General features: G+C 71.9%; 16 protein-coding genes. 5 read left to right on the top strand and 11 right to left on the bottom strand.

The window, feature by feature from the left end:
- Nucleotides 1-120: 120 nt before the first annotated feature.
- From AB0L00_RS40815 to AB0L00_RS40805, 3 genes are all read right to left on the bottom strand, one after another.
- On the bottom strand, nt 121-672 hold the full coding sequence (locus AB0L00_RS40815) for an isochorismatase family cysteine hydrolase (protein WP_364443039.1): 552 nt from the start codon (nt 670-672) through the stop codon (nt 121-123).
- A gap of 28 nt (nt 673-700) precedes the next feature.
- Nucleotides 701-2065, bottom strand: a complete 1365-nt coding sequence (locus tag AB0L00_RS40810; protein ID WP_364443038.1) for an MFS transporter — start codon at nt 2063-2065, stop codon at nt 701-703.
- Between the two features lie 152 nt (nt 2066-2217).
- On the bottom strand, nt 2218-2667 hold the full coding sequence (locus AB0L00_RS40805; protein WP_364443036.1) for a MarR family transcriptional regulator: 450 nt from the start codon (nt 2665-2667) through the stop codon (nt 2218-2220).
- Nucleotides 2668-2833: 166 nt separating this feature from the next.
- On the opposite strand from AB0L00_RS40805, the gene AB0L00_RS40800 reads away from it, so the two are divergent.
- On the top strand, nt 2834-3583 hold the full coding sequence (locus AB0L00_RS40800; RefSeq protein ID WP_364443034.1) for a glucose 1-dehydrogenase: 750 nt from the start codon (nt 2834-2836) through the stop codon (nt 3581-3583).
- A gap of 146 nt (nt 3584-3729) precedes the next feature.
- Entirely contained in the window at nt 3730-4194 is a 465-nt protein-coding gene (locus AB0L00_RS40795) for a MarR family transcriptional regulator (protein WP_364443033.1), read from the top strand.
- Nucleotides 4195-4210: 16 nt separating this feature from the next.
- On the opposite strand, the gene AB0L00_RS40790 is transcribed toward AB0L00_RS40795, so the two are convergent.
- Complete coding sequence (locus AB0L00_RS40790; protein WP_364443031.1) at nt 4211-5137, bottom strand: zinc-binding dehydrogenase; 927 nt, start codon at nt 5135-5137, stop codon at nt 4211-4213.
- Between the two features lie 125 nt (nt 5138-5262).
- Between AB0L00_RS40790 and AB0L00_RS40785 the strand changes: the two genes are divergently transcribed.
- Nucleotides 5263-6168 (top strand): LysR substrate-binding domain-containing protein, encoded by a 906-nt coding sequence (locus tag AB0L00_RS40785; RefSeq protein WP_364443029.1) that lies wholly within the window; start codon nt 5263-5265, stop codon nt 6166-6168.
- Here AB0L00_RS40785 and AB0L00_RS40780 read toward each other — a convergent pair.
- Entirely contained in the window at nt 6093-7400 is a 1308-nt protein-coding gene (locus AB0L00_RS40780) for an MFS transporter (protein WP_364443028.1), read from the bottom strand. The genes AB0L00_RS40785 and AB0L00_RS40780 overlap by 76 nt on opposite strands.
- Nucleotides 7401-7518: 118 nt before the next feature.
- Between AB0L00_RS40780 and AB0L00_RS40775 the strand changes: the two genes are divergently transcribed.
- Nucleotides 7519-8448, top strand: coding sequence for a LysR family transcriptional regulator (locus tag AB0L00_RS40775; RefSeq protein ID WP_364443026.1), 930 nt, complete (start codon nt 7519-7521; stop codon nt 8446-8448).
- A gap of 6 nt (nt 8449-8454) precedes the next feature.
- On the opposite strand, the gene AB0L00_RS40770 is transcribed toward AB0L00_RS40775, so the two are convergent.
- From AB0L00_RS40770 to AB0L00_RS40745, 6 genes are all read right to left on the bottom strand, one after another.
- Nucleotides 8455-10359: a peptidoglycan recognition family protein gene (locus AB0L00_RS40770; protein ID WP_364443025.1), complete on the bottom strand. Its 1905-nt coding sequence runs from the start codon at nt 10357-10359 to the stop codon at nt 8455-8457.
- A 130-nt stretch (nt 10360-10489) separates the two neighbouring features.
- A complete protein-coding gene (locus AB0L00_RS40765; RefSeq protein WP_364443023.1) occupies nt 10490-11956 on the bottom strand; it encodes an aminotransferase class V-fold PLP-dependent enzyme in 1467 nt (488 codons plus the stop codon).
- A complete protein-coding gene (locus AB0L00_RS40760; RefSeq protein ID WP_364443022.1) occupies nt 11953-12588 on the bottom strand; it encodes a TetR/AcrR family transcriptional regulator in 636 nt (211 codons plus the stop codon). The genes AB0L00_RS40765 and AB0L00_RS40760 overlap by 4 nt, the downstream gene beginning before the upstream one ends.
- 148 nt (nt 12589-12736) lie before the next feature.
- Complete coding sequence (locus AB0L00_RS40755; RefSeq protein WP_364443021.1) at nt 12737-15445, bottom strand: bifunctional diguanylate cyclase/phosphodiesterase; 2709 nt, start codon at nt 15443-15445, stop codon at nt 12737-12739.
- Nucleotides 15446-15889: 444 nt separating this feature from the next.
- Nucleotides 15890-16798, bottom strand: a complete 909-nt coding sequence (locus AB0L00_RS40750) for a 2-hydroxyacid dehydrogenase (RefSeq protein WP_364443020.1) — start codon at nt 16796-16798, stop codon at nt 15890-15892.
- A gap of 194 nt (nt 16799-16992) precedes the next feature.
- Entirely contained in the window at nt 16993-18183 is a 1191-nt protein-coding gene (locus tag AB0L00_RS40745; RefSeq protein WP_364443019.1) for an ROK family transcriptional regulator, read from the bottom strand.
- Between the two features lie 162 nt (nt 18184-18345).
- Here AB0L00_RS40745 and AB0L00_RS40740 point away from each other — a divergent pair, with 162 nt between their 5' ends.
- Nucleotides 18346-21063 carry a glycoside hydrolase family 3 C-terminal domain-containing protein gene (locus AB0L00_RS40740; RefSeq protein ID WP_364443018.1) on the top strand — a complete coding sequence of 906 codons (2718 nt, stop codon included), beginning with the start codon at nt 18346-18348 and terminating at the stop codon, nt 21061-21063.
- The last annotated feature ends 79 nt before the right edge of the window (nt 21064-21142 follow it).

The raw sequence follows: 21142 nt of genomic DNA, 5'->3' as shown, positions 1-21142 counted from the left end.
TCCCTGGACGGTATGTCTCAGTATACGAGATGAATGCGGTGGTTCGCCCACCGTGACCGCGCCCGCCGGACCCCGGCCGTCGGACGCGCCATCGACGCGTCCGACGGCCGGGGTCGCGGTTCACGCCAGGGCCGACGCCCACTCGTCCACGGTGACCACGTCCGCCTGCCGGGGGAACACCTTCTCGGTGAGGACCCGGTGGACCTCGGGGTCCGGGTCGACGCAGCCGTCCGCCAGGACCGTGAGCCGGTAGTCGAGGTCGGCGGCCTGACGGAGGGTGGACAGGACGACGCCGCTGGTGGCGATCCCGGTGAGGATCAGGTGGTCGATCCCGCGGGCCCGCAGGACGAGCTCGAGGTCGCTGCCGGCGAAGGCGCTGACCCGCCTCTTGGTGATCACGACCTCCTCCGGCCGCGGCTCGACGTCGGGGTGGATGGCCGCGCCGGGGTCCTCCGCGGTGAAGGCTCCCGGCGGCAGGGCCCCGAACGCCTTGTTGCGGTCGGTCGTCTCCGGGTGTCCGGAGCGGAAGCCGATGACGACGTGCATGACGGGGACGCCGGCGGTACGGGCCGCGTCGAGCGCGCGGATGAGGCGCGGCAGGTAGTCGGCGTCCGGCACGCGGCTCACGATGCCGTGCTGGACGTCCATCACGAGCAGGGCGGCGTTCTTCATGGTGTCTTTTCCGTTTCCAGTTCCGAGATCAGGCCCGGCCGGCGCCGGACCGAGGTGAGATGTCGTCCTTGTCGGTACCGGCCCTGCGCAGCGAGCGGTCGAGCACGGTGATCAGGAGGAACACGCCCCCGACCGCGAGCATGAACCAGGCCAGATGGTGCAGCCCGCCCGTGTCGGCGCGGCGGGAGAAGAAGGCGCCGGAGGCGGCGGAGGAGACCATCGCGCCCAGGTACATGAAGGTGCGCAGCAGCCCGGCGGACGAGCCGATCCGCGCCGGGTCGGCCTGGTAGTACACCGAGTTCTGCAGGGCGAGGCTGTTCAGCCCTTGCGGGACGCCGCAGACGATCGCGACGGCGACGAGCAGCCACACCGCGCTGCCCCGGTGGAGCGGCAGGAGCAGGGCGCAGGCGGCGACCTGGCCGGCCGCGCCCACGAGGAGCTTGCCGCGGATCTCCTTGTGGCGTCCGGTCAGGGAGGAGACGACGATGCCGGTCAGGAACATCGGCAACAACGCGAGCCCGGTCTGCGAGGCGGACAGCCCGCGTCCGTCCTCCAGCCACTGCGTGTAGCCGTACAGGAAGGAGTACGACACGACGTAGGCGAGGAGCGCGCGGAGGTAGGTCAGCAGCAGGGGAACGTTGCCCCCCAGCACCCCGAGATCGATGAACGGCTCGGCCGCGCGCGACTCCCGGAACGCGAACCCGGCCGCCGCCACGACGGCGAGCGCCGGGAGGTACCAGTGACCGGCTTTCGGGCTCATCAGGAACAGCAGCAGCGCGACGAGCGTCGCGGCGAACAGGACCATGCCCGACAGGTCCAGCCTCGCCACCGGCCGCCCTTGCCCGGTCCGCTCGGGCAGGGGCGTCCTCGGCAGCCGCCACATGCCCATGATCAGACCGGCCGCCGCGAGCGGGATGTTGACGGCGAGGGTCGCTCGCCAGCCGCCCACCGCGATCAGCAGCCCGCCCAGGGTAGGGCCGATGACGGCGATGGTCTGGGTGCTGACCGCGATCACGGTCAGTACGCCGGCGGGGCTTCCCCTGCCGGTGCGTTCGGCCTCGCTGCGGATGAGGTACATCGCGGCGGGGTAGCCCGCGCAGGTCCCGAACCCGAGCAGCACCCGCGCGACCACGAGCACGCCCAGGTTCGGGGCGAGGACGCCGACCAGTCCGGCGACCCCGACCAGGGTGGTGCCGGCGAGGAACAGCCGGCGCGGCCCGTACAGGTCGATCAGCCGCCCGACCACGGGCTGCCCGATCGAGGTGGCGAGATAGAGCGCGGAGACCAGCCAGGCCGTCTGGGACGGCGGCGCCCCGAACGCGGCGCCGATCGGCACCAGCGCGACCGAGACGATCGAGGAGTTGACCGGGTTGAGGATCGACCCGAGGATCATCGGGGCGAGCAGCCTGCGGTCGAAGGCGTCGCGCGGGCCGCTCCCGCCGCCGGCGCTCCCCGAGCGGTCGACTTCCGTATCGCTCGGGGATCCTCCTTCGTCGGAGGGGCGACCCGTAAGGGCTGCGCTCTCGATTCCCTCGCTGCGCTCGGTCATTGGCGCGTGAGCCGGTCCAGCAGGGCCAGCGCCTCGAGCACGGTCTGCCGTTCGTCCTCGGTGTAGTGGTCCTGGAGGGAGCGGGCCAGCCACTCCTCGCCCGCGCGCCGCTTGTCCTCCAGGTACACCTGGCCGGCCTCGCTCACCGAGAGCAACTGCCGGCGGCCGTCGCCCGGGTCCGGCCGGCGCTCGACCAGGCCGCGCTCCACCAGCACCGCCAGCGTGGCGGCCATCGACTGCGGCCGGACGCGCTCGGCGGCGGCCAGGTCGCTCGTCGACGCCGGCCCTTCTTTGCTGATCCTGCTCAGCACGGACGTCTGGGACGGAGTGAGCCCCTCCGTGTCGTAGGTCTCCCTGAACCGCCGGCGCAGGCGGCCGACCACCACGCGGACCTCGCGCGCCGCGCGGACGGCCGATTCGGAGACGACCGAATCGATCTCTGTCATGCCGACCACGCTAGAACCTTCAGTCCAAACTGTCCAGTTTGAACTGAACAGTGCGAACTGCCCGTTCGTCGGGGATGCGAGTTAGTTGACACGTCACCTAACCACGCGTACGTTAATTGAAAGTTGAACGACCCGGACCGGGTCGACTTCGGAACAGGAGAGAACCATGGGACAGCTCGACGGAAAGACCGCCGTCGTCACGGGCGGCACCAGCGGCATCGGACTGGCCGCGGCCCGCCGGTTCGCGCAGGAGGGCGCCCGCGTCATCATCACCGGGCGCCGCAAGGAGGCCCTGGACGAGGCCGCCGCCGCCATCGGGGGGCCGGTGACCACGGTCCAGGCCGACAGCGCCGACCTGGCGGACCTGGACCGCCTCTACGCGACCGTCGCCGACCAGGGACTGCGCATCGACGTCCTGTTCGCCAACGCCGGCGGCGGTGAGTTCGCGACGCTCGAACAGGTCACCGAGGAGCACTTCGACGCGACGTTCGGCACGAACGTCAAGGGTGTGCTGTTCACCGTCCAGAAGGCGCTGCCGCTGCTGAACGACGGCGCGTCGGTGATCCTGACCGGATCCATCGCGGGGACGGCGGGCAGCGAGGCGTTCGGCGTCTATGGCGCTTCCAAGGCGGCGGTGCGGTCCTTCGCGCGCACCTGGGCCAACGAGCTCAAGAGCCGCGGCATCCGCGTCAACACCATCGCCCCGGGCCCGATCCAGACTCCCGGCATCGACGGGCTCGCCCCCGACGACGAGCAGGCCGCGCAGCTACGGGGCCACCTGGCTAGCACCGTGCCCCTGGGCCGCATGGGCCGGCCGGAGGAGGTCGCCTCCGCCGCCGTCTTCCTCGCCTCGTCCGAGAGCAGCTTCGTCACCGGCACCGAGCTCTACGTCGACGGCGGCGCCGCCCAGGTCTGACCGCGGCGGCCGGGCCGGCCGACATCCGGCCCGCCCGGCCCGCCCGGCCCGCGCCACGGCCCGCACGACACTCGCGCGGGCCCGGTGATGGACGCTCCCCCCGGAAGACAGTGCGTGACACGTCAACTTCCCCGTACGGTGGGCTCATGAGCGCAGAAGCCCGCTGGCTGACGATGACCGAGGAACGAGCGTGGCGCGGCCTGTTGCGGATGCACGATCTGCTGGTCAACCGGGCCGGCCGGTCGATGCAGGAGGGATTCGGGCTGTCCGCCACCGACTACACGGTTCTGGCCGAGCTGACCCGGGCGCCCGACGACCGGCTGCGCATCCAGGAGCTCGCTCAGCTCCTGGGTTGGGAGAAGAGCAGAGTGTCGCACCACCTCGCCCGCATGGTGAAGCGCGGCCTGGTCGCCCGCGAGGAATGCGCGGACGACCGGCGTGGGGCGTTCGTGGTCGTCACCCCCGCGGGCCGGTCGGCGATCACCGCCGCCGCACCACGTCACGTGGAGGACGTCCGGCGTTACTTCCTGGACCATCTCACGCCCGGTCAGGTCACCCTGCTGGCGGAGATCGCCGACCTGGTCATCGAGAAGAACGAGGAGGAGCACTGACGACCCGTCGGCCTGGCTACGCGGATCCGATGTCGAGCACGGCCTTGCCCCGCACCCGCCGGGCGAGGAGTGCCTCAGCGGCTTCGGGAGCGCGTTCCCAGGACCCGCGCCAGCCGATCTGCGGGTCGAGCGCGCCTTGGGCGAGGAGATCGACCAGGTAGGCGAGGTCGGGGCCGAACGCCTCCCGGCCGACGTTGAAGGGCTCCAGCCGCTTCCGCCCGCCGGCCAGACGCTCCTGTTCGAAGTCGATGGTCGTCGGCTCGCGGGAGGCCATGCCGATGCTCTGCGCGCATCCGCCGGGCTCCACCAGGCCGAAGGCCTCGGCGAGGAGCGCGCCGCCCACGTTCTCCAGCACCCCGAAGACCGGCGCGGTGACGTCCCGCAGGTCGGTCACGACCTCGTCGGCGCCGAGCTCGCGCAGTCCCGCGGCGCGGTCCGGTCCGCCCACGGCCGCGATGACGTACGCGCCGGCGCGGGCGGCGAGTTGGACGGCGAACCGGCCGACGCCGCCCGACGCCCCGGTGACGAGCACCCTGCGGCCGACCACCGGGCCGAGCGCCCGCAGCGCGCGCAGCGCGGTGACGCCCGCGGCCGGGAGCGCGCTCGCGGCCCCTAGGTCGACGGCGTCGGGGACGACGGCGAGGTCCGCCGTGTCGGCGGCGCGAAGCTCGGCCCAGGCGCCCGCCTCCCAGCCGAAGCTCGCGACACGGGTGCCGGGCGGCGGGCCGGAGCCGTCGGCCGCCGCCTCGACCACCACCCCTGCGGCGTCCATTCCCGGAACGCTCCACGGCCGGCCCCGGTCGGCCGGGAACCCGATGTCCACGAAGTTGAGCGAGGCGGCGCGGACCTCGATCAGCGCCTGATCCCGGCGCGGGACGGGGTCCGGGACGGTCCTCAGGCTCAGGCCGGCCGAGGCCTCGGGATCATGAACAACGGCTCGCATGTCACTCCTGCTCGAACAGGGGGCGGCGCCCCCGGTTTCGCCACGGCCCACCGGCCGCGTCCTCGCCCACAGGCTTCCGGAGGATCCCTCCGGCCGTCCAAGACCTGCTGTCATAACCTCTGGCTATGGACGTCCACCTGCGGGATCTGCGGTACTTCGTCGCCGTCGCGGAGGAGCTCAGCTTCACCCGGGCCGCGACCGAGCGGCTCTTCGTCTCCCAGCCGGCGCTGAGCAAGCAGATCCACCGCCTGGAGCTGGAGCTCAGGACCCCGCTCTTCGTACGGGACCGGCGGTCGGTCGCGCTGGCCCCGGCGGGCAGCGCCCTGCTCCCCCACGCCCGGCGGCTCATCGAGGAGTGGGAGCAGGCCCGGAACACGGTGGCCGACGCCGCGTCCGCGCAGGAGGCCGTCCTGACGGTGGGCTTCCAGACGAGCATCGGCCGCGGGCTGATCCCCGCCGTGCGGGCGACGATGGCCCGCCTCCTGCCCGGCTGGCGCCTGCGGTTCCGCCAGGTCGCCTGGTCCGACCCCACGGCCGGACTGGCGAACGGCGGCGTCGACGTCGCCGTCGCGTGGCTGCCGGTGCCGGAGGACGCCTTCGCCTGGAAGGTGATCACCCGGGAGGACCGGTGGGTCGCGCTGCCGGCCGGTCACCGGCTGGCGGCGCTGCGGGTCGTGCCGTTCGCGGACCTCGTCGACGAGCCGTTCATCGCCCTCCCGCCCGAGGCGGGGGCGCTGCGCGGGTTCTGGCTCGCCGAGGACCACCGGGCGACGCCGCCCCGGGTCACCGCAGCCGTGGAGACCGCCGACGAGACGTTCGAGGCGGTCGCGTCCGGTCTCGGCGTCGTGCTGCTCGCGGCGGGCAACGCCGAGATCCACCGCCGCGACGACATCGTCTACCGGCCGGTCAGCGGCCTGTCCCCCGGCGAGCTCGCGGTCGTCTGGCGGGCCGGCGACTACCGGGAGGCCGTGCGCGTCTTCGCCGAGGCCTGCTGTCTCTGCGCCGCACCCGCGACACCCGCCGGGTCGTGACCCTCGGCGCCCTGGACGGGAGGCTCCTCCCCCGCGCGCCACGGCAGGAGGATCGAGGTCGCGATCAGTAGGACGCCCGCCGTGGCGATGGCGGTCCGGGCGCTCGTCAGGCCGGCCAGGGCGCCCCACAGGGCGGTCGCCCCCGCGGTGGCCGTACGGGAGCCGGCCCGCCAGGTGGTGAGGACGCGGGCCAGCCTGTCGTCGGCGGTCCGTTCGAGACGGCGCGTGGCCATGACGGGGTTGTACACCCCCATGCACGTGATGATCCCCAGTTCCGTCGCCATCACGACGAGGAGGCCGGCCGTGCCCGGCCCGGTGAAGGAGAGTCCTACGAGCCAGACGGCCCTCGCGACGCCGAAGCCGAGCAGGATCCTCCGCTGCCCGTACCGGCGGGTCAGCGGCACGGCCAGCCTGGCGCCCAGGATGCCGCCCAGACAGGGCACGCCGAACGCGAGCCCGTACTCCAGCGTGCTGAACCTCAGGTCGTGCAGCATGAGGTACATCAGCAGCGGGCCCGTCGCCATGATCAGCGCCCCGACGAGCGCGTTGTTGGCGAACAACAGCCGCAGTTCCCGGTCGGCGGCGATCGCCCGCCAGCCCTCCCCGATCTCGGCCAGGCGCGACCCGCTCCCCGTCCGGGCGGGAGGCGCGGGCTCGGACTTGGAGATGGTGCGGATCCCCAGCGCCGACAGCAGGTAGCTGACCGCGTCGAGGACGACCGTCACGACGGGGCCGAGCACTCCGATGAGCGCCCCGCCCGCCGGAGGACCGATGGCCGTCGAGACCCACGAGACGGTCTCGAAGCGGCGGTTGGCCTCCAGCAGGTCCCGTCTGGGCACCAGCGCCTTGAGGTTCGCGCCGGCGGCCGCGGTGAAGACGATGTCGGCCACGGCGACGACCACGGCCACGCACACCAGTTGAAGGTAGGACAGCGTTCCCGTCGCGTACGCGATCGGCACGGTGAGGAGCGCGAGGAACCGGACCAGGTCGGCCCGGATCATCAGCCGCCGTTTCGGCCGGTACTCCACCCAGGGCCCCAGTGGGACCGCGAGCGCCGCCGCGGCCGCTCCACCGGCCGCGGCGAGGAGGGACACCTGCGCGGCGCTCGCGTGGACGACCCGGACGGCGAGGATGGGCAAGGCGTCGAACGCGAACCACGTGCCCAGCGTGCTGACCGCGAAGGCGCGCCACAGCCACGCGAAGTCCCGTCCCAGCCCCTCGCCCCGTGCCATCCCGTACTCCCCTCGCCGCAGGCCCTCGCCGACCGCCAGCGATCCAACACCCGCGGACCGCCATGCCACAAACAACCGTGCGGTCGTCGGCAGAACCGGCGGTTGTACGCTCCGTTCGGTGAACATCGAAGCGGTCCGGGCGTTCGTCCTCATCGCCGAACACGGCCGGTTCCAGGACGCGGCCGCCGAGCTTCGCGTCACCCAGCAGGCCGTGTCGAAGCGGATCGCCGCGCTGGAGCGGTTCCTCGGCGTGCCGCTGTTCACCCGGGGCGGGCACGGAGCGGAGCTCACCGTGGACGGCCGCGCCTTCCTGCCGCACGCCAAGGCGGTGCTCCTGGCGGTGCGGGGCGCCGTCGAGTCCGTCCAGCCGGACCGGCGCGCCCTCCGCGTCGACGTTCTCAGGCGGCGCCTGGTCTCCGCCGATCTCGTGCTGGACTTTCACCGGCGCCACCCCGAGGTGGAGATCGACCTCGTCGATCTCGGCGGGGCGCAGGCGGCCTTCGACGCGCTCCTCGACGGCTCGATCGACGCGGCGTTCTGCTGTGTCCGCGACGCGAGCGCCCTGCCGGCCGTGATCTCCCATCGACGCGTCCACGACGAGCCGCTGGAACTGCTGGTGGGGCCCCGGCACCCGCTCGCCACCGCCCGCGAGATCCGCCTGGTCGACCTCGCGGCGTACCGGGTGTGGGTGCCCGGCATCGTCGTGGGCACCGAGTGGGGCGACTACTACGAGGCGATGGCCGAGGACTTCCGGATCGGCATCGACGCGACGGGGCCCGACTTCGGGATGGAGCACCTGCTCGACACCATCACCGACTCGGCGACCCTGACGACCTTCATCGGCCCGCGGATGCGCATCGCGTGGCCCCAGCGGCACGAACTGCGGCGGATTCCGATCCGCCGCCCGACGCCCATCTACCCGTGGTCGCTGGCGTGGCACTCGGTCAATCGCCACCCCGCGCTGGGAACGCTGCGCGACCACCTGCCCGAGACGGCCGCGCCCACCTCGGGGCCCGATGCGTGGCTCCCGAAGTGGGCGCGGACCTGAGGACCGCTACCAGACCGGCTTGAGGTCGACGTCGTCCGCCTTGACGAAGTAGACCCGGTGGCCGAACTGGATCTCGTAGTACTTCAGCTCGCCCCTGACGACCGTCGAACCCGACCGGTCGAAGTTCTTCGCGTAGTAGTACTCCCCGCGCTCGGAGCCGACGACGGCGTACGCCTGTCCCGCGGCGAAGGTGTACTGCATGGGCGTGAGGCTCTGGACGGGGACGCCGGCCGGGTAGGCCTCCGGCTCCGGGTAGGCGCGGCCGTAGACCGGGACCGACGTCGCCCCCGGCTTGGCCACGGCGACCAGGCCGCGGACGCCCACGGCCGTGCGCTGCTGCGCGGGGTTGTGGAACCACGCCTTCTGGCCGAGGTACCAGATCGCCGTCCAGTCGCCCTGCCGGTCCGCCACGGCGTACTTCTGGCCGGTGGCCGCGCGCGCGCTGTGGTCGTACACGCTCATCGTCGCGGTCCCGCCGGTCGTCGGGTGCTTGCCGATGTCCTTGACCAGCGGCGCGTCGTCACTGGGCTCGGTGCGCAGCATGATCGAGCCGCCGCCGTGCGGCGGGCAGAGCGCCGACGGGTTCTTGCTGTCACAGCCGGTGTACGGCACGACGTTCTTGTCGTAGTCGGGGAGGATCATCACCTCGCCGGAGTTCTTGCCGGCGGTCGCGTGCAGCGGCCGGTGCAGCAGGTCGAAGTAGTGCGCCCAGTCCCAGTACGGGCCGGGGTCCTCGTGCATGCCCGACACGCCGCTCGGGGTGGTCCCCGGAACGTTGTCGTGACCGATGATGTGCGCCCGGTCCAGCGGGATCTGGAACCTCCGGGCGAGGTAGCGCACCAGCTCCGACGAGCTGCGGTACATCGCCTCGGTGTACCAGGTGCCGCCCTGGGCCAGGAAGCCCTCGTGCTCGATGCCGATGGACTTGGAGTTGATGTACCAGTTGCCGGCCTGCCAGCCGACGTCCTTGGCCTTGAGGTGCTGGGCCACGTGCCCGTCGGCGGACCGGACGGTGTAGTTCCAGCCCAGGTACGTCGGGTCCTGCACCATCTGGACGTCGTTGGGGTAGTAGCCCTCGGTGTCGTGGATGACGATGTAGTCGATCTTCTGGCTCTTCGGCCGGTCGCCCAGGTCGTGGTTGCCGTAGTTCGTCTGGTCGTTCGGGTCCAGGAGCTGGTACGGCGCCGGGAGCCACTCGCAGCCGAGGTCCTTCGGGCACTCGGTCTCGGGGTCGCCTGCGGCCTTGGCCTCGGTCCGTACGGCCGGGTCGGCGGCCAGGGCGACCCGCTGGCCGTCGTCGGTGGTCCGGGACGCGCCCGTACGGATCACGTCGTAGACCTGACCGGCGAACCAGTCGCCGCCGCCGTACCGGACCGTGGCCGCGTACCAGGCGGCCGGGTCGGCGCTGAGCGACCTGCCCAGGTCCCGCTGGTAACGCGCGAGCAGCGCGGCGCCGCCCCGGATGTTGGCGGCGGGGTCGGTGCGCAGCGCGTTCGGCGAGTCCCCGGTGATCCGGGCCGCCTCCTGCAGCGTCTGGGCGGTCCGCGTGGTCCGGGCGGCGGCCGCCGGGGCCGTGGGGTGCAGGGCCGGGCGCGCGGTGTCACCACGCGGATCTTCCTGGCCGCCGGCGAGGTGCTCGGCGCTCGGGACGAGCGTGCCGTCGACGAGGTGCATCGGCCCGAAGCCCCCGCTCGTGCTCGGCCGCCCCTGGTTCGCGTCCCAGCGGGACTCCAGGTACGAGACGGCGAGCAGCAGGTTCTCGGGGACGTGGTAGGTCTGCGCCGCCTGGGCGTAGACCTGCTGGCGGGTGGTGGGAGAAGGACCGGCGTGTTGCTGGGCGTGGGCCTGTCCGGTGCCAAGACCGGCCAGGACCACGGTCGCCGCGACGAGGGTACGACCTCGCAGGCTCATCGGCAGCCTCCGCGCTACGGGGTGAAGTCGCCGTAACGATCTCAGAGGGCCCAGCCGGAGACAAGAACTTTCCGCAACCGTGATCGAATGGAAAATTTCCACCGACGACGACGCTGGTCCTCTGGGCGGCTCACTGCCCGAGATACGGGCTGTAGAGCGCGGAAAGGAACCGGTTGACGATCAGCTCCCGCCCTTCCACCGGCAGCGCGTCCAGTAGCCGGTTCACCCCGGCCATCCGGCCGGACGACTCCCCACCCACCTCGATCCCGGCCATCGGCAGGAGAGCCGCGAACCCCGCGTCGTCCAACGTGCTGAAGTCGAGTTCGTGGATCAACGCGATCAAGTCCGCCGGCGGCGTACCGGGACCGAGCGGGCGGACGGCGTCAGCGCTCGCTCGCAGGACCGCCAGTATCTCCTCGATCCCCTGCTCACTCGCTCCGGTGAGGGTCAGGTGCAGACTGGCGGGCAGGCCGGCCGCGCTGAGCTGCGGCTGGAGGAAGAAGCCACGAGACCGGGACTCGTCGGCCAGCGCCCACAGGTCCAGCGGCGAGGCCGGGTCGGCGCCCATGGCGACGAGGGCCGCCTCCGGCTTGCCGAGGACGACCAGGCCATCGATCGCCTCCACGCCGGCGATGAGGCGCCGGGTCGCGGACAGCGTGCTTCTTCCCAGTTCGCGGTAGCCCTCGGCGCCGAGGGCCTGCATCGTGGCCCAGGCTCCTGCGAGGGGCCCGGCCCCCTTGCTGCTCTGGACCGTGGAGTTGACGACCGGGTAGCCGGGCCAGGACGCGCACACGAAGTAGGCGCTGCGGCGCATGGCCTCGTCGCGGAACAGCAGCACCGACGCGCCCTTGGGCGCGTATCCGTACTTGTGCAGGTCGGCCGTGAGCGACGTGACACCCGGGACGGACAGGTCGAACGGCGGCACGTCCGCGCCGGCTTCGGCCAGCCAGGGCAGCAGGTAGCCGCCCACACAGGCGTCGACGTGGCACGGTATGCCGCGCGCGGCGGCGTCGGCGGCGATGCGCTCGACCGGGTCGATCACGCCGTGGGCGTAGGACGGCGCTGAAGCCACCACCAGCACGGTGGCATCGGTGCAGGCGGCGGCCATGGCCTCCGGGTCGGCCTTGAAGGTGGTCGGGTCGACCGGCACGGCGATCACGCGGACGCGAAGGTACGTCCCCGCCTTGTGGAACGCGGCGTGCGCGGTGATCGGGACGACGATCTCGGGCTCGGCGATGTCGGAGCGGGCATCGCGGGCGGCCTTCACCGCCAAGATGATCGACTCGGTGCCGCCGCTGGTGAAGATGCCCGGGGTGGCGTCGGAGCCTCCGAGGCGGGTGGCCGTCGCCCCGATCACCTGCCGCTCCAGGGCCACGACGCTCGGGAAGGCCGTCGGGTCCAGTCCGTTGACCTCCAGCATCGCCAGATACGCCTCGTGGGCCGCCTGTCGCACCGCCGGACGGCCGGTGTCGTAGACGTACGCCGAGACACGCTCGCCGCGAGTGGGCAGGTCGGCCGCGGTCAGCGCCGCGAGGTCGGCCAGCAGGTCGGCGGCCGCCCGGCCGGTCTCGGGCAGGCCCGGGTGAGTCGCGGTCATGGAGCGTTCTCCGTTTCCTGATGAGGGTTCAGGTCAGGGGACTGGGGCCGTACGAGCATGCTGATCGCCAGCTCCCGCAAGTGGGAGCGGAACCGAGGTACCTGATCGCGGATCGGCGAGCGGCAGAATCCGTGGGTGGTCCACAGCACCGTCCAAACAGCCATTTCCGCCGTCTTCTCCGGCACCGCGGGCATCGCCGCGACGACCGCGTCCCGCACGGTCTCGATCAGCGGCCGCGCATAGCGCTCCTCCAGATCGGCGAACTCGGCGGCGTCGGACAGCCAACGCCGCATCCATAGCGCCGGGATGTGCGGCTGCTCCAGGCAGAAGTCCAGGTAGCGCTCGGCGAAGGCGGTGACGGCTGCGACCGGATCTTCGATCGCGTCGCGGGCGAAGACCGCCAGGGCCTCGTGGAGCACCGCCTGTTCGGTCTCGTGAGCTCGGCGCATGACCTCGCGGTACAGGTCGGCCTTGCCGCCCACGTGATAGGCGACGGTGGCCAGGTTGAGCCCGGCCTCGGCGGCGATCCGGCGAGTCCCGGTGCCGTCATAGCCGTAGTCGGCGAACAGGGTGGTCGCGGCGGCGATGATGCGGTCACGGCTCCCGTCGGCCGCGGACTCAGGCGCAGACATGGACGGAGACTACGGGCTTCGAACAGACCAATCAATCGATCGATTGGGAGAGTGAGAGACCGATGGATCAGATCTCCCGATCCATCGGGTTCGCGCCGAACTACGCGACCGCGGCGTCGCCGACTGCCGCACGGTCGACCGCGAACGGTCAGCCCGCGGACAGGGCGGACCCGTGGAGGGGGATGGACGCCTCGCCGCGCGGGTTGGTGCGCACGAGCGCCTCGACCCCCTGGGCCGCCATCGGGCGGGCGACCAGGAAGCCCTGACCGCGCGGGCAGCCCATCTCCTTGAGGAGTTCGAGCTGTTCGGGTCGCTCGATGCCCTCGGCCACGACGCTCAGCCCGAGATCACGGCCGACCCGGACGATCGTGCGGGTCAGGAGCGTCAGGGTCTCGTCCCGGCCGAGGCCGGCGACGAACGACGGGTCGATCTTGATCACGTCGACCGGCAACTGCCGGAGGAAGGCCAGCGAGGCGTAGCCGGTGCCGAAGTCGTCGATGGCCAGCCGCACGCCGAGGTCGCGCAGCGCGGACAGCCGGGCGATCAGCTCGTCGCCGCCGTCGACCAGGACCTCCTCCTCGACCTCGAGGGTGAGCATCTCGGGGCACAGGCCGCTGTCGTCGAGTGCGGTCGCCACCGACTCGACGAACCGCGGCGCGGCGATCTCCCGTGGCCGGAGATTGATCGACAGCCCGATGTCCCAGCCGGACGCGCGCCAGCGGGCCACCTGGCAGCAGGCCTCGCGCAGCACCCAGTTGCCGAGCGGGATCATCAGGCCCGACTCCTCGGCGGTGCCGATGAACTCCTCGGGCGGCACGAACTCCCCGTCGCGCCACCACCGCACCAGCGCCTCGACGCCTGTGACCCGCGACGTGCCGAGCTCGACGACCGGCTGGAACTCCACCGTGAACTGCTGCTCGGCGAGGGCGCGCTGCAGCTCGCCGCCGAGCTCGAGCCGGCGTACGACGTCGGCGTGCATCTTGGCGGCGAACACCTCGACCCGTCCCCCGCCGAGGTCCTTGGCCCGGGACAGCGCCACATCGGCGTTGCGGATCAGTTCGAGGCCGCCGATGCCGTCCTCGGTGAAGGCGACGCCGACGCTGGCGGTGAGCACGATGCTGCGGTCGCCGACGCGGTACGGCCCGCTCGCCAGCGTCCGGACGATCCGCTCGCCGAGGTCGACGACGGTCTGCACCTCGGTGGCGCTCTCCACGAGCACCGCGAACTCGTCGCTCCCCCAGCGGGCCACGGTGTCGTCGGCCAGGACGCCGGCCCGCAACCGGCGGGCGGCCTGCGCCAGCACCTGGTCCCCGCCGGCGTGGCCGATCGAGTCGTTGACGGCGGTGAAACCGTCGAGGTCCACGAAGATCACCGCGACGGTGCCCTGGGAGCGCTCCACCAGCTCGCGGGCGCGTTCTTCGAAGTAGGCGCGGTTCGGCAGGCCGGTGAGCCCGTCGTGGAAGGTCAGGTGGGTGACCTGCCGCTGCAGCGCGGCCTGCTCGCTGAAGTCCCGTACGGTGACCAGGAGCCGGTCCGCGGATCCGCCGCCCGACGAGCCGTACCGGCAGATCGTGCACTCGGTGGGCAGCCAGGTTCCGTCGGCGGCACGGACCCGGCAGGCGAGGCGGACGACCTCGTCGTTCTTCTCGCGGAACAGCCGGCGTACCGCCGCCACCACCCTGGGCAGGTCCTCGGGGTGGATGACGTCGGTCACCGACCGGCCGAGCAGGTCCTCGGCCGTGTAGTGGTACGACGGCTGGGCCCCCGCGCTGACGTACTCGATGACGCCGTCGAGCCCGCAGATGACCACGACGTCGTTGATGCTCTCGGTGAGCGCCCGGAAGTGCTTCTCACTGGTCCGGGCGGCGTGCCGCAGCCGGTCGTTGTCGTGGACGAGTTCGCCGAGCCGGGCGAGGACGACGAGGACGGCGGAGCCGGCGATGATCGGGACGACCGGCCGCAGGCCGTGCGCGCCGGTCAGCGTGTGCCCGGCCACGAAGATCGCCGCGGCGGCGGCCGTAGCGCTCGGCGCGAGTCCGGGCCCGACCAGCCGTCGCCGGGTCGCCTCACCGTGGCCCCCGCGCAGGATCCACGGGGCCGCGCCGAGGAGGAGCAGCCCGGCCAGGTGCGCCAGGTCGGCGGTGGTGCCGTACGGTCCGCGGCCGTTGAGCCGGCCGACGACGTACAGGACGTCGGCCGCGGTGAGGACGGCCAGCGCGCAGTAGGCGACCATGGCCGAGCGGCGGTGCCCGCGCAGCGCGCCGACCGCCATCGGCAGCAGCCCGCAGACCAGCACGGCGTCCAGCAGCGGATAGCGCAGTTCGATGAGGAACTGCGCCCAGCCCTCCCCGGAGATCCGGTAGAGCCGGTCGAACACCGCCACCCAGGCGACGACGAACAGCGCGCAGGCACAGACGTACGTGTCGGCGAGGTAGCGCAGCCAGGGGCGGGCGCTGCGGGGCAGGCCGATGGGCATGACGAACCCCGCCGTCATCGTGCCCAGGGCGATCAGGAAGAACAGGTCCGCCGGGGAGACCGCCACCGCGGACCGGCTGAAGACGATCCGCGAGATCGCCTGGACCGCCGCGCCGGCGGACCAGGCCATCCCCGCCAGGCCGAACCAGCGCCAGGTGTCCCGGTCGACCTTCCCCGCGGGGGTCTGCGGCGTCCGCCGCATCGCGAACATGAGGGAGGTGGCCGCGGTCGCCGCCGCCCAGGCGCTGAGCCAGGCGCCGTCGATCCCCCGGCCGGCCAGAAAGGCGATCGCGTGGACGACGGCGAGCGCGAACACCGGGTAGAACGGCCGCGCGGCCGCCGGAATCCCCCAGCGTCGCCGCTCCGTCCGATCGCCGGTCATCACTTACTCGCTCTCTAAGTTTCTTGATCAGATTGTTCCGGAGCACAGCGCGCGCCGGGTGCCGAACGCATGACTTTTCGGGCGACGGCACCAGGCCGTCTCAGGTGTGGCGTATACCTGCCTGTCGAATGCCGTGTCATCCGGTACGGGTGACGGCCCACGGATGGGACGCCACCGGGTGGATCGCACCGAACGCGGACGCGTCGGGATCTCCGGCAGCGTCCACGCGGCGGTCACTCTGGTCAGCCTCGATCCTCAATGTACGGTCCGTAGGTCACGGAGCGATTGAGGCTGGGCGTCCACCCGGCGACAACTCGCGACGTTGTGTAATCGGACACCGAGCGCTTCGGGGCGCTTTCACGCTGCGATCGCCCCCGATCGGCAAAGCCCCGGTCCGAATTCCGTTCGGAACGGCAAAACCACTGGACAGAAGCCTTTACCAGATTAGTAGGATCCAGTTATCACATTATGTAGAGGTTCGTCCCCTATGTGACGTTCCAGCTGTCGGCGCACCAGGGCGACGGCGCGCCGCCGCGAGGCCGGCGTCGAGCCTCCGACGTGCGGGGTGATGAAGACGCCCGGCGCGGACCAGAGGGGGTGACCGGTGGGCAGGGGCTCCGGGTCGGTGACGTCGAGCACGGCGCGCAGCCGCCCCCGGGACGCCTCCGCGACCAGCGCGTCGGTGTCGACCACGGGTCCACGGGCGGCGTTCACGAGCAGGGCGCCGTCCTTCATCCGCGCGAGGAACTCCGCGTCGGCCAGACCGGTCGTCTCCGTGGTGAACGGCACGATCAGCACGACGACGTCGGCCTGAGGCAGCAGCTCCGGCAGCGCGCTCACCGGGTGGACGCCCTCTCGCGGCGTCCGGGCCACCCGGACGATCTCGGTCTCGAAGGGGAGCAGGCGCCGCTCGATCGCCGCGCCCACCGAGCCGTATCCGACGATCAGCACCGTGCGGTCGGCGAGCGCGTCCGTCATGTGCCAGTCCCAGCGGCCCTCCCGCTGGGCGGCCGCGAAGCGCGGGAAGTCGTGCTGCGCGGCGAGGATGGCTCCGACCGTCCACTCCGCGGTGCTCGCGTCGTGCACGCCCCGGCCGTTGCACAGCACGACGCCGGGCGGAACGTGCGGCCGGAAGGCGTCCACGCCCGCGATCTGGAGCTGGAGGACCTTCAGCCCGCGCATCCGGGCCAGGATCGTGCGGCTCTGCGGCGTCGGGACGAACGGCGGGACGTAGAACTCCACCTCGGCCGGGTCACCGGGGAGATCGTCTCCGCCCGGGTAGACCTCGATTTCCGCCCCGGCGACGTCCGCGAGCGCCTCCGCCATCTCCTTGTCCGGGACCCAGACCTTCATCCTGCCGACCTCCTGATCGTCCAGATCGATCGTAGAGGCCGCTCCGGCGCGGCCGGATCCGGGCCGCCGCAGCCGGGGTCCGGGGGCCACAGCCGGAGCCGGAGCCGGCGTACCTGAGACCGGACCGCCGTAACCGAAGCCGGGCACGCGGTAACCGAAACCGGGCCGCGCCCTCGGCTCCACGGCTCCACGGCTCAGGAGGTCAGCAGGTGCGCCGACGTGCTGTGGGTGGCGAGCGCGATGGCGCCCAGCGCCTCGGCACGATCGCCGAGGCGGCCCGCGGTGACGGTGACCTCCTGACCGATCGATGGAGGCAGCTGCCGGGCGAGCGTGTCGCGGACGCCCTCCAGCAGGGACCGGCCGACCGCCGCGACCTCGCCGCCGACGACCACCCGCCGCGGTTCGAGCATCGCGCAGATGCCGACCAGGGCGCGACCGACCATGCGCCCGGCGTCCGCGGTGACGCGCTGCGCGCCGGGGTCGTCCGCCGCGAGCAGCGCCACGACGTCCGCGATCGTCGTGTCCGGTCCGCGGGTGTGCGTGAACGCGGAGGTGAGCGCGCGCAGGCCGACCACCGTCTCAAGGCAGCCCCGGTTGCCGCACCGGCAGACGTACCCGCCGTCGACCACGGGGATGTGCCCGAGCTCGCCGGCCGATCCGGTGGCCCCCTCGTACAGCTCGCCGCCCAGGATCAGCCCCGCGCCGACGCCGTCGGACAGCATCACGTAGATCAGGTCGTCGGCGCCCTGGCCGGCGCCGAAGGTCCATTCGGCGAGCGCGCCGAGGTTCGCGTCGTTGCCCACGTGCACGGGCAGCCCGACGCGTTCTCGCAGACGGGCGGCGATGTCGACGCCGGTCCAGTCGGCCAGCACCGAGGGGGCCCGCAGCGTGTGCGACTGCGACTGCATCGGGGCGGAGACCGCGACGCCCATGCCGAAGACGCGGCCGACGTCGTGCCCCACCGCCGCGACCAGGTCGAGCGCGGTGTCGGCGACGTAGGCGAGCGCGTCGTCCGGCCGGTGGTCGACGTCGATCTCGTGGTACCGCTCGCCGAGCACACCGCCGGACAGGTCGGCGAACAGCACCCGGATCCCGGCGTGGCGGAGGTGGACGCCGAGGACGCCGCCGCTCTCCGGGTTGAGCGTGAGCGGGGTGGCGGGGCGGCCGCCGCCGGGCGAGGCGCGGTGTCCGGCTCCGTCGGTGGCCTCGGTCAGGACGCCCTCGGCGAGCAGGTCCGCGACGAGGCTCGAGACCGTGGTGCGCGACAGGCCCGTGGCCCGGGCGATGCCGACCCTGCTGATCCGGCCGCGCCGCTGCACGGTCTCGACGACGAGCAGGCGGTTCCGCGACCGAAGAGAGGTGAGTGACCCTGGAGCTTCCGGCATGGGGGCACTATATAGGTTCGTCCGGATTCCGGATTAATGGTGGCCGCTGTCGGCCTTTTTTATTCCTTGACGCTGATAAACCGCCGTTCCTACAGTCCCGCCAGGTGTCAGTGACCAGAGCGTGAACGGTCGTGACACACCCCGTGCGTCCTGGGAGTATCTGTGAGAAGAAGACCACTCGCGCTGATCGCGACGGGGGCGGCGCTGTGCGCCGTCGTCGCGACCGGCATGCCCGCCGCGTCGGCGGACGACAGCACGCCGACGCCCATCTACCTCAACCCTCACTACTCGCCCGCCGAGCGCGCCGCGGACCTGGTCGGCCGTCTCACGCTGGCCGAGAAGGCCCAGCAGATGAACAGCAACATCGCGCCGGCGGTCCCCCGGCTCGGTGTCGCGTCGTGGGGCTGGTGGAACGAGGCGTCGCACGGCGTCGCCGCGATCACCACCAGCACGTCGAACCCGCCTCCCGCCACGAACACGACGTCCTACCCGGTCGACCTGGCGATGGGCAGCACCTGGAACCCCGACCTGGTCCACAAGGTCGCGAGCGCCATCGGTGACGAGGCCCGCGAGGTGATGCCGAACAACACCGAGAACCTGGACTTCTACTCCCCCACCGTCAACCTCGGCCGCGACCCGCGCTGGGGCCGCAACGACGAGACCTGGAGCGAGGACCCGACGCTGACCGCCGACCTCGCCGGCCAGTTCGTCAACGGTCTGCAGGGCCAGGACGAGAACGGGAGGCTGCCGAAGTCGGCGAACGGCTACCTCAAGGCGGTGGCCACGCTCAAGCACTTCGCGGCCAACAACAGCGAGTACAACCGCCGCACCGGCACGTCCGACATGGACCAGCGGACGCTGCGGGAGTACTACACCGCGCAGTTCCGCAACATCATCGAGAGCTCCAACCCCGGCTCGATCATGAGCTCGTACAACCGGGTCAACGGCGTCCCCGCCGCCGCGAACGTCCAGTTGATGGACACGCTGGCCCGGCAGACCTGGGGCTTCGGCGGGTACTTCACCTCCGACTGCGACGCGGTGTACGAGATCCAGGGCGGCCACCACTGGCAGCCGCCGGGCGCGTCCGCCCCGCTGGACCAGTACGGCCGGACGGCCTACGCCATCACCGCGGGTGAGGACCTGGACTGCAACGGCGGCTACCGCGACGCGTACAACTATGGGAACACCGTCCCGGACGCGGTCGCCAAGCACATCACCACCCAGACCGGCGTCTTCAACGAGAACGACGTCGACGTCTCCCTCGTCCGGCTGTTCTCCGCACGGATCCAGACCGGCGAGTTCGACCAGGAGGGCCAGGTTCCGTGGGTCCGCGACGCCCGCGCCCGCCTGGGCGGGACCCCCTGGGTCAACTCCGACGCCAACAAGGCCGTCACCCAGACCCCGGAGCGGATCGCGCTCGCGCAGCAGGCGGCCGAGCAGAGCCTCGTGCTGCTGAAGAACTCTCCGGCCGCCGGCGCGAAGGACGGCCTGCTGCCGCTGAAGGTTCCCGCCAAGGGCTCCTACAAGGTCGCGGTCATGGGCGCCTACGCCAACCCGTCCTCGCTCTTCCTCGGCGGGTACGCCACCTACGAGGGCCCCTCCGGCGTCGCCAAGCAGGTCAACCCCTACCAGGGCATCAAGGCCGCGATCCAGAAGCTCAACCCGGACGCCACGGTCGACTACTACCCCGGCGTCACCGGCAGCACCCTGAACACGATCGACGACGCGTCCGTCGCGGCGGCCGACAAGTACGACGTGGTCGTCGTCATCGCGGGCACGAACTCCAGCAACTCACGTGAGGACGTCGACCGCACCACCCTGGCGCTGCCCGGCGCGCAGGCGTCGCTGATCAGCCAGGTCGCGGCGCGCAACCCGCGCACCATCGCGTACATGGAGACCGTCGGTCAGGTCGACACGGGCAGCTTCCAGTCGCAGGTGCCGACGATGCTGTGGAGCTCCTACAACGGGCAGGAGCAGGGCGCCGCGCTCGCCGACGTGCTGCTCGGCAACACCGACCCGAGCGGGCGGCTGCCGTTCACCTGGTACACGGACCAGAGCCAGATCCCCGCGATCGGCGACTACGGCATCCGGCCCACGTCCACCAGTCACGGCCGCACCTACATGTACTTCAACGGGGACGTCACGTACCCGTTCGGGTACGGCCTGAGCTACACGCGGTTCTCCTACTCGAACGTGCACGTCGAGAAGAAGGTGGACGCGAACGGCACCGTTCACGCGACCGCGAAGGTCACCAACCACGGTGACACGCGGGGCACCACGGTGCCGCAGCTGTACGCGAGCACGCCGTTCGAGCCGGCCGCCAAGGAGCGCCCGGTCCAGCGGCTGGAGGCGTTCCAGAAGGTCGATGTGGGCCCGCACCGGAGCAAGACGGTTCACCTGACGTTCCCGGCGTCCAAGCTCGCGTTCTTCGACGAGGCGTCGAACCGCTACGTGGTCGACCCGGGCACGTACGAGCTGCGGCTCGGCGACTCCAGCGGGGACGTCGCGGCGAAGGCCGACGTCAAGGTCGACGGCACCCTCAAGCCGTCGCCGTCGGTCGTCACCGCCAAGCCGGCCCAGGCCGGGGACGCCGCCCAGGGCATCGTCCAGCGGGTAACCTTCGACAAGGGCGCCGTGATCGACCCGCAGCTCACGGTGTCGATGAAGGACGAGAGCGTCTACGGCTACGTCACCAAGGGCCAGAGCACGCCGCTGCCCGCGGGGGTGCGGGTGAGCTACCGCAGTGACGACCCCCGGGTGGTCAAGATCGAGGGCGACCGCGTCATCCGCACCGCCGGATCCGGCGTGGCGACCGTGACCGCGACCGTCCACTCCAGTGCGGGGGCCGCCTCGACGACCTTCGTCGTCCGGGTCCCCTAGAGATCACCGGTACGGCGGCGGCCCCGGACCCGTACGGGATGGGCCGCCTCGATCATGACCTTGGAGAGCAGGTTGTTGG

This window comes from Actinoallomurus sp. NPDC052308 (genome assembly GCF_040679195.1).
In the GTDB taxonomy this organism is placed as follows: Bacteria; Actinomycetota; Actinomycetes; order Streptosporangiales; family Streptosporangiaceae; genus Actinoallomurus; species Actinoallomurus liliacearum.
This window is presented reverse-complemented; position numbering and strand designations above follow the sequence as displayed.